Genomic DNA, 15,072 nt, shown 5'->3' with positions numbered 1-15,072 from the left:
GACAAACGGCGATTTAAGAAAAATTCATCTATCAGGGGCATGGTGCCAGTATCGGTGTTTTCACGCGTTTGGCGTTCAGCGCGACTCCGTTGGGGAGCAGGCTCGCCTGCAAAGAAACCGGCCCTGACAGCAATGAAAACGGGGCGTGCCATTGCTGGCACGCCCCGTTTTCATTGCAAGGCGATGCCTCAGGCGACCTTGATGATCCAGCCCGCCGGTGCTTCGACGTCACCGCTCTGGATGCCGGTCAGCTCGTTGTAGAGCTTCTGGGTGACCGGGCCGACCTTTTCCAGGTCGTGGAACACGTGCAGTTTGCCGTTGTACTCGATACCGCCGATCGGGGTGATCACTGCGGCGGTACCGCAAGCGCCCGCTTCGATGAAGCGGTCGAGCTTGCTGATTTCGACGTCGCCTTCGATCACGGTCAGGCCCAGGCGCGATTGCGCCAGTTCCATCAGCGACAGGCGAGTGATACCGGGCAGGACCGAGGCCGATTTCGGCGTGACGAACTCGTTGTTGGCGGTAATGCCGAAGAAGTTGGCCGACCCGACTTCCTCGATCTTGGTGTGAGTCAGCGGATCCAGGTAGATGGCGTCGGCGAAGTTGGCTTTCTTCGCTTCGGAACCCGGTTGCAGGCTGGCGGCATAGTTGCCCCCGACCTTGGCTGCACCAGTGCCCTGCGGGGCGGCGCGGTCGAAGCTGGAGATCTGGAAGTTGTGCGGCTTCATGCCGCCCTTGAAGTACGAGCCAACCGGGATGGCGAACACCGAGAAGATGAACTCCGGCGCGGTGCGCACGCCGATGTTGTCACCGGTGCCGATCACGAACGGACGCAGGTACAGGGCACCCTTGCCATGCGGCGGGACGAACTTCTCGTTGGCCTTGACCACCTGCTTGCACGCCTCGATGAACACATCGGTCGGCACGTGTGGCATCAGCAGGCGGGCGCAGCTGCGCTGCATGCGTGCGGCGTTCTGGTCCGGGCGGAACAGGTTGATCGAGCCGTCCTTGCAGCGGTAGGCCTTCAGGCCCTCGAAGCATTGCTGGCCGTAGTGCAGGGCAGTCGAGCCTTCGCTGATGTGCAGCACGTTGTCGTCGGTCAGGGTGCCTTTGTCCCACTCGCCGTTGCGCCACACGGACAGGTAGCGCTTGTCGGTCTTGATGTAGTCGAAGCCCAGCTTGTCCCAGTTGATCTCGTTGCTCATGACACCCTCTATTGTCTTGCAGAGGCCCGATCGCTCGGGCTGCTTTTAAATGCGCACCTCGCCACGATAATACATCCGCAGAGGATGGGGAACGGCCAGTCATGAATTGCCCTGGACGCTTCGTCGTTCAGCCCAGGTCGAGGCATCCATCAAGGTGCAGGCATTCAAGGAATACGCTGTCGTGGGAGGCGACCAGCAGGGCGCCAGAGAACTGCTCCAGCATGGTTTCCAGTGCCTGCAGCGAAGGCAGGTCCAAGTGGTTGGTGGGTTCGTCGAGCAGCAACAGGTCCACCGGCTGTTCGCGGTACAGCACTGCTGCCATCGCACCCTTGATGCGCTCCCCGCCACTGAGCAGTGTGCTGGGCAGCTCGATTCGGGCGGCGTCCAGGCCCAGTTGGGCAAGACGGGTTCGCATCTGTGCCTGTGAAAGGGCGGCGTTGCCCTGGCGCAGGTGCTCGAGCAGCGACAGCCCAGGCGTCAACTGACTGCAATGCTGGTCGAGCAGGACAACGTCGCCGCTGATTTGCAGGGTGCCTGCTGTGGCCTGTAGCTCTCCGGCCAGCAGCCTCAATAACGTGGACTTTCCGCTGCCATTGGCCCCAAGTAGTCCCAGACGCTCACCAAGTGACAGGCTCAGGCTCAGTGGGGTGGCTGTGCCCCGTGGCAGGCACAGCGCTTCGAATCGCAGTACTCCGCGCCCTCGATGACGTGCGGGTGTCGGCGCGTGCAGGGTGATCGCCGTGTGCCGTTCGACCTGTCGCGCAGCCTCCCGGACCTGTTCGTGCAGCGCTTGATGTGTAGCCTTCTGGTCGCGCCGTTGCTTGCCGGCGCTCACCTGGCTACGTTGCTGCTGGCGATCAATGAGGATCTTCGCCTGGTTGGCATGCTTGGCTTGATGCTCCACTTGCGCCTGATGCCGTACGAGATTCTCGTGCTGGCGTTGCAGTTCGCGGGCCTGGCGTTGCTGCTTCTGTTTGGCACGCGCAAGCGCCTGCTCGGCCCGGGCGTGGGCGTGCATTTTCTGCTCGGCGTAGAACGCGTAGTTGCCGCCGAATGCCTGCAGCCCGAGCGATGAAAGCTCCACGATACGTTCCATGGAGGCCAGTAGTGTGCGGTCATGGCTGATCACCAGCAGGCCTTTGTCCCAGGCTTGGATCATTTCCAGGAGATTGGCGCGAGCGCAGCGGTCCAGGTGGTTGCTGGGCTCGTCAAGGATCAGGAAGTCGGCATCACTGGCCCACGCACCGAGCAGTGCGATGCCCATCGCCTGGCCGCCGCTGAGCGTGTCGGGTGCTTGCTGCAGGTCGACGCTGGCAAAGCCCTGTCGGTCGAGCAATGCCCGAAAGCGTTCGCGAACATCCCAGCGATCCGCGACCAGGTCGAAGTCGTTGGGGGCGGTGCTGCCTGCCTCAATGCGTTCGAGGGCGTGGACTATCGGGGCGATCTGGGCCAACTCGGCAACCGTCGCGCTGCGGTGGATGCTTTGCTGGTCCAGATGGTGGACGCGGCCGATGCGTCGACAGCGCCCTGAAGTGGGCGCGTGCAGGCCGGCAAGGATATGCCCCAGCAGGCTCTTGCCCACGCCATTGCGTCCGACCAACCCGGTACGCCGCTGGTCGAAGGATTCATTGAGTTCGGAAAACAGCAGCCTGCCATCGGGCAAGGCCAGGGAAACGCTCTCGAGCGTCAGGATCGACGTATTCGTCATGGGTAACTCCACGCATGCCACAACATCCCCACCTGTAAGCAGGGGCTGAAGACTGGCCGTCGAAGGGGACGGCGGCATTAGTGGCGCATTGGACGAACACCTCGTGAGTGAGTAGCGGTGCCAAGGGTAATGGTCAGGAGAGCCCAGGTAAAGGGCTCCACCCGGATCGCCGCTCTGCGTGCTGTTCAGTGGTCCCCTATCTGCTGACAAAACCGCAATAAATTGCCGAACGGATCACGGATCTGCATTTGCAGCCCCCAGTCCACCCGCTCGGCTTCGGGGCGTGAATAACCGTACTTTTTGGCCTGCAGTTCGCTTTCGAGCGCCTTCAGATCTTCGACCCGGGCAAACACGGTAGAGCCTGGCGTGGCGTCGCCATAGTGCTCGGACAGGTGCAGGATCAGCCCGTCGCGGTGAATCTGCGCATACAGCGGCAGGTCCGGGGCGAAGCGGTGTTCCCAGTCGAGGCTGAAGCCCAGGAAGTCGAGGTAGAACTCCTTGGCCTTGTCGACCGAGAAGATGCGCAGCACGGGAATGGCGGGGGCGAATTGCATGGAGGCATCCTTACCGGGTGAGAGGTCGCCACTCTAGCGCATCGCGGTGGGCCATGGCGATTGGCTCACAGCCCCACGCTGGCGCGCACCATGGCATATGCCTGGCGCACCAGCGGGTTGACCGTGTTGGCCCGCACCCACAGGTGGTAGGTGACGTCCGGCAGTGGCGGCAGGCCGTCGCTCTGGCCGAGCACGCGCATGTCCGGGCCGACCATCTCCTGGCTGCGCGCGGTGATGCCCAATCCTGCGCGGACTGCAGCCTTGATGCCGATCAGGTTGGACGCCAGGTAGGCCTGGCGCCACGGGATGCCGGCCTGTTCCAGGGCGTCCAGGGCCAGTCGGCGGTACAGGCTGGGTTCGTCCACCAGCACCAACGGTAGCGGTTCGCCGGGGATGTGCTGGTATTGCGCTGCACAGATCCACCACACCGGCGAGGTGCGCAAGGCGAAACCCTCCACGCCGGGGGCGGTGACGGTGGAAATGACCATGTCGACCTTGCCACGCTGCAGGTCGTCCATCAGGAACGGGCTGCGGCCGACGTTTATCTCCAGGCGCAGGTTCGGCGCCGAACGGGCGATATGGCCGAGCAGAGGTGGCAGGATGGTGTCGGCGATGTCATGCGGCGAACCGATCCGCAGCACGCCGCTCAGTCCGTCCTGACGCAGGCCGGCGAGGGCTTCGTCGTTGAGCGCGAGCATCTGCCGGGCATGGCGCAACAACTGGCGGCCGGCATCGGTGAGGGCTTTGTGTCGGCCCTGCTTGCGCAGCAGCGCCACGCCCACCTGCTGTTCCAGCCGTTGCATGTGCTGGGTGACCGAGGCCTGGGTGCGGGCCAGGTGGCGACCGGCTTCGGCGAAGCTTGTGTGATCGACGATGGCGACGAAGGTGCGTAGCAGATCGAGGTCCAGGGCGGGTGCGGTCATGGGCGGGCCTGCGGTTGGAGTGGGGGAGGCGGATCGCCCGTTTTTATATTACTGTCAGTCAATAAACGATAAAGAATCATTATGTTTTGTTGTCCTGAATTTGCAACGCCTTGATGCAAAACCCTTCGTTTACGCTGCTTATGCCAAATCAAGCTCCTACTCATTCGATCCAAGTTATAACGATAGTCAATATTTGCATTTCCCCTGATCCCACCAAGTTTCTAGGATGCGCCCTCATTGGCCGGGTGTTCCGGCTGCCGGGATGAGGAGCCCCACCATGTCGCTGTCTACCGTTGCCCGTCGCGGCCTGTTTGCCGCGTTGCTCGCCACCACCGGCCTTGCCGCCAGCGGCATTGCCCAGGCCGATGCCACGCTGGACAAGATCCAGCAGCGCCACAAGCTGGCGGTGGGGGTGGTGCTTTCCGGCGGTCCCTTCGGTGCCATCGACCCGAACACCCGCGAGCCGATCGGTTTCAGCGTCGATCTGGCCCGCGACCTGGCGCGCCAGTTGGGTGTCGAGGTCGACCTGGTCGCGGTACAGCCGGCCAACCGCGTGCAGTTTTTGCAGCAAGGCAAGGTCGATCTGCTGATTGCCAACATGGAATGGACACCTGAGCGCGACAAGCTGCTGGGCCATGTGCCCACACCGTTCTACCGGGTTGGCGGCACCGCCGCGCTGGCCAAGGACAGCCCGGTCAAGAGCTGGGCCGACCTCAAGGGCCAGCCGGTGTGCACCTCCCAGGGCAGCAGCTACACCCAGGCACTGATCGACCTGGGCGCCGACCTCAAGGCCTTCAAGACCTCCGCCGAATCCCTGCTGGCCCTGCGCGGTAACAACTGCGTGGCCGCCGTGCATGACGCCACGCTGATCAATCCGCTGTTGGCCAAGGGGGGAGAGTGGAGCGGCTATCGTGCCCTGACCCCGGAGCTGAACCCGGCGCCCTCGGTGATCTGGACCCGCCTGGGCGAAACCGACACCCAGCAGCGCCTGGACCCCTTCGTCAAGCAATGGCACCGCAGTGGCTGGCTGATCGAACGTGAGCAGGCCAACCACATCACCCCGGCCTCGCCGGCGCTGGTGGAGTTGCGTGCCAAGCTGCAGGGCGAAGGCGCCTGATGAGCGACAGCCTGCACTGGCTGGTGGGGCAGCTTGCCCATCTCGGCCTGAACTATGCGTTCCTGCTCGACGCCTACGCCAGCGGCAAGCTGCTCGACGGTGCGCTGACCACGCTCGGTCTGTGCGTGTTCAGCATCCTCGGCAGCTTGCTGGTGGGTGTGCTGCTGGCTGCTGCGGTCACGTCCGGGCAGCGCTGGCTGGCTTGGCCGGCGCGGGCCTTCATCGAGGTGACGCGTAACACGCCGACCCTGGTGCAGCTGTACTGCGCCTTCCTGGTGTTGAACATGCTGATCAACCAGAGCCTGGGCAGTGCCAACCCCATGACCCCCTTCGCCTGGGTGGTGCTGGTGATCTCCCTGCACAAGGGCGCCTTTCATGCCGAAGCCCTGCGCGCAGGGATCGAGGCGGTGCCGGCAGTGACCCTCGAAGCGGCCAGCTCGCTGGCCTTCAGCCGTCGCCAGCAACTGCTGCAGGTGCAGTTGCCACTGGCCGTGCGCTTCGCCTTGCCGGCGCTGGTCAACAATCTGATCGACCTGGTGAAGATGACCGCCGTAGCCTCGGCCATCGCCGTCAACGACATCACCTATGCGTCGATCATGATCTGGACCCAGGGCGACAACGTCATCGAATTGATGCTGCTGATCCTGGCCTTTTTCGGACTGCTCAGCTTTGCAGTCAACTGTATCGGCCGCGCCCTGGAAGCGCGCCTGAGGATGCCCGGTTATGGCCATTGAGCATTTCGCCACGCTCTGGCAGTGGTCGCCCACCCTGGGCGCGGGCCTGTTGCAGAACATCCAGATCAGCGTCGGAGCCATCGCCCTGGGTACGCTGCTGGGCCTGTTGGTGGGGATTCTGCTGCTGTCGCCGCTGCGCCCCCTGCGCGGCGTGGCGCGGTTGTGGGTGCAGGTGTTTCGCAATGCGCCCTGGTTGGTGCTGATCTACTTTACCTCCTATGTCTTCCCGTTCGATGTGCAGATTGCCGGTACCTGGGTGGCCTTTCCCGACTGGCTCAAAGTCACTGTGGGCCTTGCACTGCCAGCCAGCGCCAACGTTGCCGAGATCTTCCGCGGCGCGGTCGCTTCGATTCCGGCCACTCAGTGGGAGGCTGCGCGTTCGCTGGCCTTCAGCCGTGGTCAGATTTTCTCCTCGATCATTCTGCCGCAGTGCCTGCGGCGCATGTTGCCGCCGTGGATGAACCTGTACGCGGTGGTGACCATGGGCACCGCACTGGCTTCGCTGGTGGGCGTGCACGACCTGATCGACAGCGCGCAGATCGCTGCCAACACCGTCAACCGCAGCGGTTTCACGGTGCTGGTGTATTTCAGTGTGCTGGCGCTGTTCTTCGTCTACTGCTACCCGATTGCCCGCCTGACCCAACGCCTGGAGCGTCGCTATGCCTTCTGAACCTTTGATCCAGCTTCGCGATGTGCACCTGGCCTTTGGCGACAATCCGGTGCTGCGCGGTATCGACCTGGACGTGCAGGCCGGGCAGGCGGTGTCGATCATCGGCCCGTCCGGCTCAGGCAAATCGACCATCCTGCGTTGCATGACCGGGCTGTTGCGCCCGCAGCGCGGCAGCATCCGCATAGGCGATACCGCGGTGGAGCAACTGCAGGGCGAAGCCGGGCTGATCGCCCTGCGCAAGCAGGTCGGTTTCGTCTTCCAGCAGTACAACCTGTTTCCCCACCTGAGTGTGCTCGACAACCTGCTGATCGCCCCGACCAAGGTGCTCGGTCGCCCGCGTCAGGAGGTACGTGACGAGGCCCTGGCACTGCTCGACAAGGTTCGCCTGGGCCACAAGGCCACGGCATTTCCCGGTGAACTCTCCGGCGGTCAGCAGCAGCGCGTGGCGATTGCCCGTGCCCTGGCCATGCGGCCCAAGCTGATCCTGTTCGATGAGGTGACCTCGGCGCTCGACCCTGAGATGGTCGGCGAGGTGCTGGCGGTGATCCGCGAGCTGACCGAGGAGGGCATGACCTGCGTGCTGGTCACCCACGAGATGCGCTTTGCCGAAGAGATCAGCGACCAGGTGTACTTCACCGAGCATGGCCGCATCGTCGAGCACGGCAGCGCCGAGCAGGTGTTTCGTGCCCCGACCCATGCGCGCACCCAGGCCTTCCTCCAGCACGCGCTGGGCGAGGGCAGTCAGCGCCCGAGCCGCCCGGCGCCCGATGTATTGACCAACCTGGGGCGTTACAGCCTCAGCGTGTGATTTCAGCCTCCAGCCAAGAGAGACCGACCATGTCCCGTGATTCCGTGATCCAGCCGTTCCTTGCGCAAGTGCGCGCCATCCATGCGCGCGGCGTCGACCGTGCAGCCCTGCAGCAGATCGTCAATCTCCTCGAGGGCCTGGCCGAGCGCCGCGAATTGTTCAACTTCGAGCGTTTTCCGGCCCCGGATGCCGCGACCGGCGAAACCCAGTTTCGCTATCGCCTGAACGACGACGGCGAGTCGCCGACCCTGTACGTCAATTCGCTGTTGCCGGGCAAGGCGACCCTGCCGCACAACCATGAGACCTGGGCGATCATCGTCGCCGTCGAGGGCCAGGAGCTCAACCGCGTGTACCGCCGCGAAGACGACGGCAGCGATCCGGCCCGTGCCACCCTGGCGCTGGAGCGCGAGATCGTGGTGCAGCCGGGAACCTCGGTGGCCTTCCTGGGCGAGGATCTGCATGGCATCCGCGTCGAGGGCGACAGCCCGACGCTGCACTTCCACCTCTATGGCCGCCCGCTGGAGTCTCTGGAGCACCGCTACGGCGTCAAGGATGACGGCAGCGTGGTGAACTACAACAAATCACAGATGGCGCCTTCGATCGAGGCTTACGGGCTTTGAGATCGGTGTCGCGCTTTTCGCGGGCAAGCCCGCTCCTGCATCCTGAATGCCCAGTAGGGCACCTGTAGGAGCGGGCTTGCCCGCGAAAAGCGCGACACGATCTGCCAGCCCTGCACCCCACCAACGACCACGGACTGCGTCCCATGATCCCCAGCATCACCCCCGAGCTCCTGCACACCTGGCTGTTCGACGGCCAGGAAATCGCCCTGTTCGACCTGCGCGAGCACGGTCAATACGGCGAGGCCCACCTGTTCTACGCCGTCAATCTGCCCTACAGCCGCCTTGAGCTCGAAGCGCAGCGCCTGGCGCCCAATCCCGCGGTACGCGTGGTGGTCTACGACGAGGACGGCGGTGCGTTGGCCCAACGCGGGGCCCAGCGTCTGCTAGCGTTGGGCTACACCTGCGTGCAGTGCCTGGAGGGCGGCAGCCTGGGCTGGCAGCGCGCCGGTTTCGAGCTGTTCGCCGGTGTGCACTTGCCCTCGAAGGCTTTCGGCGAGCTGGTCGAGCATGCCTGCCACACCCCGCGCATCAGTGCCCAGGAGCTGGCCGAGTGGCAGCGCCAAGGCAAGCCGTTGGTGCTGCTCGATGGTCGCCCGCTGGAGGAGTTCGCCAAGATGAGCATCCCCGGCGCCACCTGCTGTCCGAATGGCGAGCTGGGCTATCGCCTGGAAGACCTGGTGAGCGACCCGCACACCCCCGTGGTGATCAATTGCGCCGGCCGCACCCGCAGCATCATCGGTGCGCAGACGCTGATCAACCTGGGCATAGACAACCCGGTCTATGCCTTGGAGAACGGCACCCAAGGCTGGTACCTGGTGGACCTGCCGCTGGATCACGGCAGCCAGCGCGGGTATCCCGAACACAGCGGCGCCGCACTGGCCAGACAGCGTGCGCGAGCGCGGCAGCTGGCCCAGCAGGCGGGGGTTGCCTGGGTGGACGCACAGCAGGTCCGGCAGTGGACCGCCGACGCCGGGCGCAGCCTGTTTCTCTGCGACGTGCGCACCCCTGAAGAATTCGCCGCCGGCAGCCTGCCGGGCGCACAGCATTGCCCAGGCGGCCAGCTGATCCAGGGCACCGACCTGTATATCGGTGTGCGCAAGGCCCGCGTGGTGCTGTTCGACACCGATGGCGTACGTGCGCCGGTGGTCGCCAGTTGGCTGCGCCAGATGGGCCACGAGGCCCATGTGCTCGAAGGCGGCCTGGACAGCGGCCTGGCTCTGGACGTCGCTGCGCCATTGCCGGTGACCCTCGCCGAAGCCCGCGCCGATGAGCTTGCAGAGGCGTTGCTGATCGACCTGCGCTCCAGCACCGCCTACCGCAAGCGCCACCTGCAAGGCGCCCGGTGGTCGATCCGTCCGCAGTTGGCGCAGCAGGTGGGCGGGGCAGGGCAGCGCCTGGTGTTCATCGCCGATGATCCGCGCGTGGCACAGTTGGCGCTTGCCGAGCTGACACCTGCCCAGCAACAGGCCGCGCGGCTGTTCCCCTGGGCATCGCTGGACGACTGGCCGCAGGTGGAGAACGACCTGTCGTTGCCGGATGCGGCCTGTATCGATTTCCTGTTCTTCGTCCATGACCGGCACAGCGGCAACAAGGACGCGGCGCGCCAGTACCTGGCCTGGGAAACCGGCCTGATTGCCCAGATGAACGAGGCCGAAACCCGCAGCTTCAGCCCGTTGACCTCTATCGACCCGGTGGCCACGCGCCTGGTGCACGGCGGGCGAGGCGAGCAGGGCGTGGGTGCCCATGGCGTCAATCCGCCGGTCAGTCGCCTGAGCACGGTGTTGTTCGACAGCGTCGCCGACATGCGCCAGGCCCGCAGCCGTCGCGACGAGGAGCGTGTGCTGAGCTATGGTGCCCGTGGCAACCCCACGGCCTTTGCCCTGGAAGACCTGGTCAGCGAGCTGGAAGGGGGGTATCGCACCCGGCTGTTTGCCACCGGCCTGCAGGCAATCGCCCAGACGTTCCTGGCCTACTTGCGTCCGGGAGATCATCTGCTGATCAGCGATGGTGTCTACGATCCGGTGCGGCGCCTGGCGCGTGAGCTGCTCGAACCCTTCGGTGTGCAGGTGCAGTACTTCGCCGCCAACGGTCGTGACCTGGAGCAGGCGCTGCGCGCCGAAACACGCATGGTCTACAGCGAAAGCCCCAGCTCGTTGCTCTACGAGCTCAACGACCTGCCGGCCATGGCTGCCCTGTGCAAGGCCCGCGGCGTGCTGCTGGCTGTCGATAACACCTGGGGCTCGGGCTACCTGCACCGGCCGCTGACCTTGGGCGCCGACATTTCGGTCATGGCCTTGACCAAGTACCTGGGCGGACACAGCGACGTGATGATGGGCAGTGTCTGCACCACCCGCGAAGCCTTTGCCGCGCTCTCGCGCATGAGCGACAACTGCGGCTGCACCGTAAGCCCCGACGATGCCTGGCTGGTGTTGCGTGGTGCGCGCAGTCTGGCCAGCCGCATGGCCGTGCACGAGCGTCAGGGGTTGGACATCGCGCGCTGGTTGCAACAGCGCGAGGAAGTGGCGCAGGTGTTCCATCCAGCCTTGCCGGAGCACCCTGGGCACGCCTTGTGGCAGCGCGATTTCAGCGGTAGCAATGGCTTGCTCAGTTTTACCCTGGCGAACCCATCGCTGGCGAGCGCCGAGTCCTTTGTCAATGGCCTGCGCCTGTTCGGGATCGGTGCATCCTGGGGCGGCTACGAAAGCCTGGTGACCTTGGCCGGGACACGCGAGCGCCAGTTTGCGCCGACCCTGGGCGGGCCCCTGGTGCGCCTGCATGTGGGGCTGGAGGACGTGCGTTCGTTGCAACGCGATCTGGACCAGGCCCTGCGCCAGGTGTATTGAGTCAGAGCGTCGGCGGTCCCTCACGCCGACGCTGCGCCCACAGGCATGCCGCAGCACACAACCCGCCGCCGCAGGCGGCGGTGACCATCAGCGCGATGAACATGCTGCCGGGCATGCCTGTTCCCAGCAGGTAGCCGCACAGTACCGGGCTCAGTGCGCCGCCGACTGCCGCCAGGTTCTGGAATCCGTAGTAACTGCCCTTGAGGTGTTCAGGGGCAATGCTGTCGATGAACAGGAATTCGCTGGGCAGCAGGATCATCTCGCCCAGGGTGAAGACGAACATTGCCAGGCACCAGCTGATCAGGTTGTCGGCATACAGGAACCCCGCCAGCCCGCCGATGAACAGCACCGCACCGATGCTCATCCAGCGCCCCAGGTTGTCACGGCTGAGCAAACGGCCGAACTGGAATTGCAGGACGATCACCACCAGGGCGTTGCAGGCCAGCAGCGCCGAGAGGGTGGTCATGGCTTGCGCGGGTGGGTATTTCACCAGCAGGTACTGCGACAGGTAGATGGTGAAGCGGCCGTGCACCAGTGCGTTGAGCAAGCTGCCCGCGGTAAACAGCAACAGGATGCGGTCGGTGCGCACAGCCGCCAGTACCGCCATGAAGCGGGTTGGCGGCTGCGCGGACGGGGCGCTGCTCGCCGTGCTCGCGGGAACCGCGCTCATCACCCACAGGCTCAGCAGTGCCACCGCACTGGCGGTCCAGAAGGGCGCCAGCGGGTGCAGCCCGACCAGCACCACGCCGAGCATCGGGCCGGTCGCATAGCCGATATTGGTAAGGGTGTAGCGCAATGAGAAGGCCTTGGCGCGCTGCTCGACGGCCAGGTACTCGCCGAGCATGGCCTTGGAACCGATGACGAACAGCGCCGAGGCCGATTCGGTCAGCACCAGGGTCAGCACGGCCTGCCAGGCGTCCTGGGCGAAGGTCAGCAGGAGGAAACCGATCGCGGTCGAAAGCATCGCCAGGCCCAGCAGGCGACGCTTGTCGAAGCGGTCGATCACGTAGCCGCCGTAGAGGCCGAACACCGTGCCCGACAGTGCGGCGACACTGATCAGCAAGCCGACGTCATGCTGGGCCATGCCCAGTTGTGTCGTGAGGAACAAGGCCAACAGGGGGCTGGTGAGCGAGCGGCTGATCACCAGGGTCAGCGAGCTCAGCATCAGGCGGCGGATGACGGGGGAGTAGGTGGCCACAGTCCATTCTCGGGCATTGGGAAATGTCGGTATGGGCCTTTTCGCGGTTTCACCCGCGAAAAGTACGCCGCAATTTCAACCGGTCGAATCACTTCCCGCCGTTGATCGTGATCGGGTTCAGCACGCCATCGGCTGCGCCCCATTTCTCCAGGATCTTGCGGTAGCTGCCATCGTCGACCATCGCCTGCAGTTCGCTGCGAATCGCAGCCGACAGCGCAGCGTTATCCTTGGCCACGCCCAGCCCGGTGAGCTGGGTGGTCAGCGGCGTGCCAAGGCTCTTGAAGGTACCTTTCTCCAGGTCCTGGATATACGGCAGCGTTTCGCTGCCTTGCACGGCGGCATCAAGGCGCCCTTGGCGCAGTTGCGCACGCGCGTCGGCACTGCCTTCGGAGCCGAGCACGATCACTGCCGGCTTGCCGTTGGCCTCGCAGTTGGCCTTGCTCCAGGTCGCGACATCGTTGGGCCAGGTGGTGCGGCGGCTGGTGCCGACTTTCTTGCCGCACAGGTCGGTCATCTCGTTGATCTCGCCGCGGCTTTGCAGGGTGTAGAACTGTGGGCCGCTGGTGAAGTAGTCGACGAAGGTCACCACTTGCTGGCGTTCCTTGGTGTCGGTCATGCCCGAAAGGATGATGTCGACGCGCTTGGTGACCAGGGCGCTGATCATCTGCTCGAAGGCGGTCTCCTGCCACTTGATCTTCACCCCCACGCGTTCGGCCAGGGCGTTGCCCAGGTCGACATCGACGCCGGTCAGCTGGTTGGTGGCCGGGTCCTTGAAATCCATCGGTGGGTAGTTGGGGACGATTGCGGCGACGATTTCGCCCTTGGCCTTGATCGAGGCCGGAAGTTCCGTGGCGGCCTGGGCGTTGAAGGCCAGGGCGGTCAGTACGCTGCACGCAAGAAGGGTTTTTTTCATGCCTAGGGTTCTCTTTATGGTTGTGGGCGGCAGTCAGGTACGAACCGCGGAAATGAAGTTCTGGGTCCGCGGGTTCTGGGGGGCCAGGAGCACCTCTTCGGGGCTTCCTGCTTCTACGATCTGTCCGGCGTCCATGAATACCACTCGATTGGACACCTCGCGGGCAAAGCCCAGCTCATGGGTGACCACGACCATGGTCATGCCGGACTTGGCCAGGTCACGCATCACCGACAGCACCTCGCCGACCAGCTCGGGGTCCAGCGCGGAGGTGGGTTCGTCGAACAGCATCAGTTTCGGACGCATGGCCAGGGCGCGGGCGATGGCCACACGCTGTTGCTGGCCACCGGAAAGCTGGATCGGGTAATGGTCGCGCTTGTCGCTCAGGCCGACCCGGGCCAGCAGTTCGAGGGCATCCTCGGTGGCTTCCTTGGGCGAGCGGCGTAGCACCTGGCAGGGGCCTTCGATGATGTTCTGCAGCACCGTCAGGTGCGGGAACAGGTTGAAGCGCTGGAACACCATGCCGGTGGCCAGGCGCTGGCGGGCGATCTGCGACTCGGTCAGTTCGTGCAGCTTGTTGCCGGCCATGCGGTAGCCGACCAGCTCGCCGTCAACCCACAGGCCGCCGCCATCGACTTTTTCCAGCTGGTTGATGCAGCGCAGGAAGGTGCTCTTGCCGGAGCCCGAAGGGCCGATCACGCAGAGCACTTCGCCTTGCTCGATTTCCAGGTTGATATCGTTCAGCGCGTGGTAGTCGCCGTAGTATTTCTGCAGGCCGACGGCCTTGACGATGCTTCTCATGGGCATGTTCTCTCTATGGCCGATCAGGAGCGCTTGCCAGCGCCCTTGGCGAAGTGACGTTCCAGGCGGCTCTGGCCGAACGACAGCAGGGTGACCACTGCCAGGTACCAGATGCCGGCGACGATCAGCAGCTCCATCACTCGGGCGTTGGCGTAGTAGATGTTCTGCGCGTTGTGCAGCAGCTCCGAATACTGGATGACGCTGGCCAGGCTGGTCATCTTGACCATGCCGATGAACTCGTTGCCCACCGGCGGGATGATGATGCGCATGGCCTGGGGCAGGATGATCCGGCGCAGCGCCTGCAGGCGCGGCATGCCGATCGACTTGGCCGCTTCGTACTGGCCAGTGTCCACCGACAGCAAACCGGCACGCACCACTTCGGCGGTATAGGCGCCCTGGTTGATGCTCAGGCCCAGCAGCGCGGCAACGAAGGGGGTCATCAGCGTCACGGTGTCGAACTGGAACAGGCCAGGAATGCCGATGGTGGGGAAGATCAGCGCCAGGTTGAACCACAGCAACAGTTGCAGGATCAGCGGCGTACCCCGGAACAGCCAGGTGTAGGCCAGCGCCACGTACTGTAGGATCGGGTTCTGCGACATGCGCATCACCGCCGTGATGACGCCGAAGACAATGCCCAGGGCCATGGCGATCACCGACATGACGATGGTATTGCCCAAGCCCCAGAGGATCGCCTCGGAGGTCAGGAACTGGCCGACGAAGGCCCATTCGATCTTGCCATTGGCAAAGGCATTGGCCAGCCCCAGCAACAGCACGACGATCAGCGTGGCGAAGAACATGCGCCCGTAATAACGGCGCGGGACATGCTCGTAGCGGCTGATGTCGAACTCGTTTTCCTGTTGCCTGCGCTCATCGGCGAGGCGTTTGGCGTGTATCTGACTCATGGTGTGGCTCCGCAGTCGGCGCAGGGCGCCTGGGCGTGTCGATCGGTGGCGGGCAGCAGGTCCTTGCGAAACCGCAGCC

The 15,072-nt window shown here is 64.5% G+C and carries 14 protein-coding genes; 6 read left to right on the top strand and 8 right to left on the bottom strand.

Annotation, left to right across the window (positions count from 1 at the left end; translation table 11 throughout):
- Positions 1 to 188: 188 nt before the first annotated feature.
- The 4 genes from APH44_RS04570 to APH44_RS04555 form a co-directional block, all read right to left on the bottom strand.
- On the bottom strand, positions 189 to 1,205 hold the full coding sequence (locus APH44_RS04570; RefSeq protein ID WP_054891515.1) for a branched-chain amino acid aminotransferase: 1,017 nt from the start codon (positions 1,203 to 1,205) through the stop codon (positions 189 to 191).
- A gap of 127 nt (positions 1,206 to 1,332) precedes the next feature.
- Positions 1,333 to 2,913 carry an ATP-binding cassette domain-containing protein gene (locus APH44_RS04565; protein ID WP_054891514.1) on the bottom strand — a complete coding sequence of 527 codons (1,581 nt, stop codon included), beginning with the start codon at positions 2,911 to 2,913 and terminating at the stop codon, positions 1,333 to 1,335.
- A gap of 185 nt (positions 2,914 to 3,098) precedes the next feature.
- Complete coding sequence (locus tag APH44_RS04560; protein ID WP_054891513.1) at positions 3,099 to 3,467, bottom strand: glyoxalase superfamily protein; 369 nt, start codon at positions 3,465 to 3,467, stop codon at positions 3,099 to 3,101.
- 65 nt (positions 3,468 to 3,532) lie between these two features.
- Positions 3,533 to 4,390 carry a LysR substrate-binding domain-containing protein gene (locus APH44_RS04555; RefSeq protein WP_054891512.1) on the bottom strand — a complete coding sequence of 286 codons (858 nt, stop codon included), beginning with the start codon at positions 4,388 to 4,390 and terminating at the stop codon, positions 3,533 to 3,535.
- A gap of 277 nt (positions 4,391 to 4,667) precedes the next feature.
- Here APH44_RS04555 and APH44_RS04550 point away from each other — a divergent pair, with 277 nt between their 5' ends.
- The 6 genes from APH44_RS04550 to metC all read left to right on the top strand — a co-directional run bounded on the left by APH44_RS04550 (position 4,668) and on the right by metC (position 11,182).
- The gene (locus APH44_RS04550) at positions 4,668 to 5,507 is read left to right on the top strand and encodes a transporter substrate-binding domain-containing protein (protein WP_054891511.1); all 840 of its coding nucleotides are present in this window, start codon (positions 4,668 to 4,670) and stop codon (positions 5,505 to 5,507) included.
- Complete coding sequence (locus APH44_RS04545) at positions 5,507 to 6,241, top strand: amino acid ABC transporter permease (protein ID WP_054891510.1); 735 nt, start codon at positions 5,507 to 5,509, stop codon at positions 6,239 to 6,241. The genes APH44_RS04550 and APH44_RS04545 overlap by 1 nt, the downstream gene beginning before the upstream one ends.
- On the top strand, positions 6,231 to 6,911 hold the full coding sequence (locus APH44_RS04540) for an amino acid ABC transporter permease (RefSeq protein ID WP_054891509.1): 681 nt from the start codon (positions 6,231 to 6,233) through the stop codon (positions 6,909 to 6,911). Before APH44_RS04545 ends, APH44_RS04540 begins: the two co-directional genes overlap by 11 nt.
- On the top strand, positions 6,901 to 7,719 hold the full coding sequence (locus APH44_RS04535; protein ID WP_054891508.1) for an amino acid ABC transporter ATP-binding protein: 819 nt from the start codon (positions 6,901 to 6,903) through the stop codon (positions 7,717 to 7,719). Before APH44_RS04540 ends, APH44_RS04535 begins: the two co-directional genes overlap by 11 nt.
- A 29-nt stretch (positions 7,720 to 7,748) precedes the next feature.
- Complete coding sequence (locus tag APH44_RS04530; protein WP_054891507.1) at positions 7,749 to 8,339, top strand: cysteine dioxygenase family protein; 591 nt, start codon at positions 7,749 to 7,751, stop codon at positions 8,337 to 8,339.
- Between the two features lie 143 nt (positions 8,340 to 8,482).
- Positions 8,483 to 11,182: a cystathionine beta-lyase gene (gene metC / locus APH44_RS04525; protein WP_054891506.1), complete on the top strand. Its 2,700-nt coding sequence runs from the start codon at positions 8,483 to 8,485 to the stop codon at positions 11,180 to 11,182.
- 1 nt (position 11,183) lies between these two features.
- On the opposite strand, the gene APH44_RS04520 is transcribed toward metC, so the two are convergent.
- The 4 genes from APH44_RS04520 to APH44_RS04505 form a co-directional block, all read right to left on the bottom strand.
- On the bottom strand, positions 11,184 to 12,380 hold the full coding sequence (locus APH44_RS04520) for an MFS transporter (RefSeq protein WP_054891505.1): 1,197 nt from the start codon (positions 12,378 to 12,380) through the stop codon (positions 11,184 to 11,186).
- Between the two features lie 88 nt (positions 12,381 to 12,468).
- A complete protein-coding gene (locus tag APH44_RS04515) occupies positions 12,469 to 13,293 on the bottom strand; it encodes an ABC transporter substrate-binding protein (RefSeq protein ID WP_054891504.1) in 825 nt (274 codons plus the stop codon).
- A 33-nt stretch (positions 13,294 to 13,326) separates the two neighbouring features.
- Positions 13,327 to 14,091: an amino acid ABC transporter ATP-binding protein gene (locus APH44_RS04510; RefSeq protein WP_054891503.1), complete on the bottom strand. Its 765-nt coding sequence runs from the start codon at positions 14,089 to 14,091 to the stop codon at positions 13,327 to 13,329.
- A 23-nt stretch (positions 14,092 to 14,114) separates the two neighbouring features.
- Positions 14,115 to 14,993, bottom strand: a complete 879-nt coding sequence (locus APH44_RS04505) for an amino acid ABC transporter permease (RefSeq protein ID WP_054891502.1) — start codon at positions 14,991 to 14,993, stop codon at positions 14,115 to 14,117.
- Between the last annotated feature and the right edge of the window lie 79 nt (positions 14,994 to 15,072).

The sequence above is a fragment of the Pseudomonas sp. NBRC 111143 genome (genome assembly GCF_001320965.1).
GTDB classification, from domain to species: Bacteria; Pseudomonadota; Gammaproteobacteria; order Pseudomonadales; family Pseudomonadaceae; genus Aquipseudomonas; species Aquipseudomonas machongensis.
The sequence above is the reverse complement of the archived record's forward strand: the minus strand, read 5'-3'. Positions and strand labels throughout refer to the sequence as shown.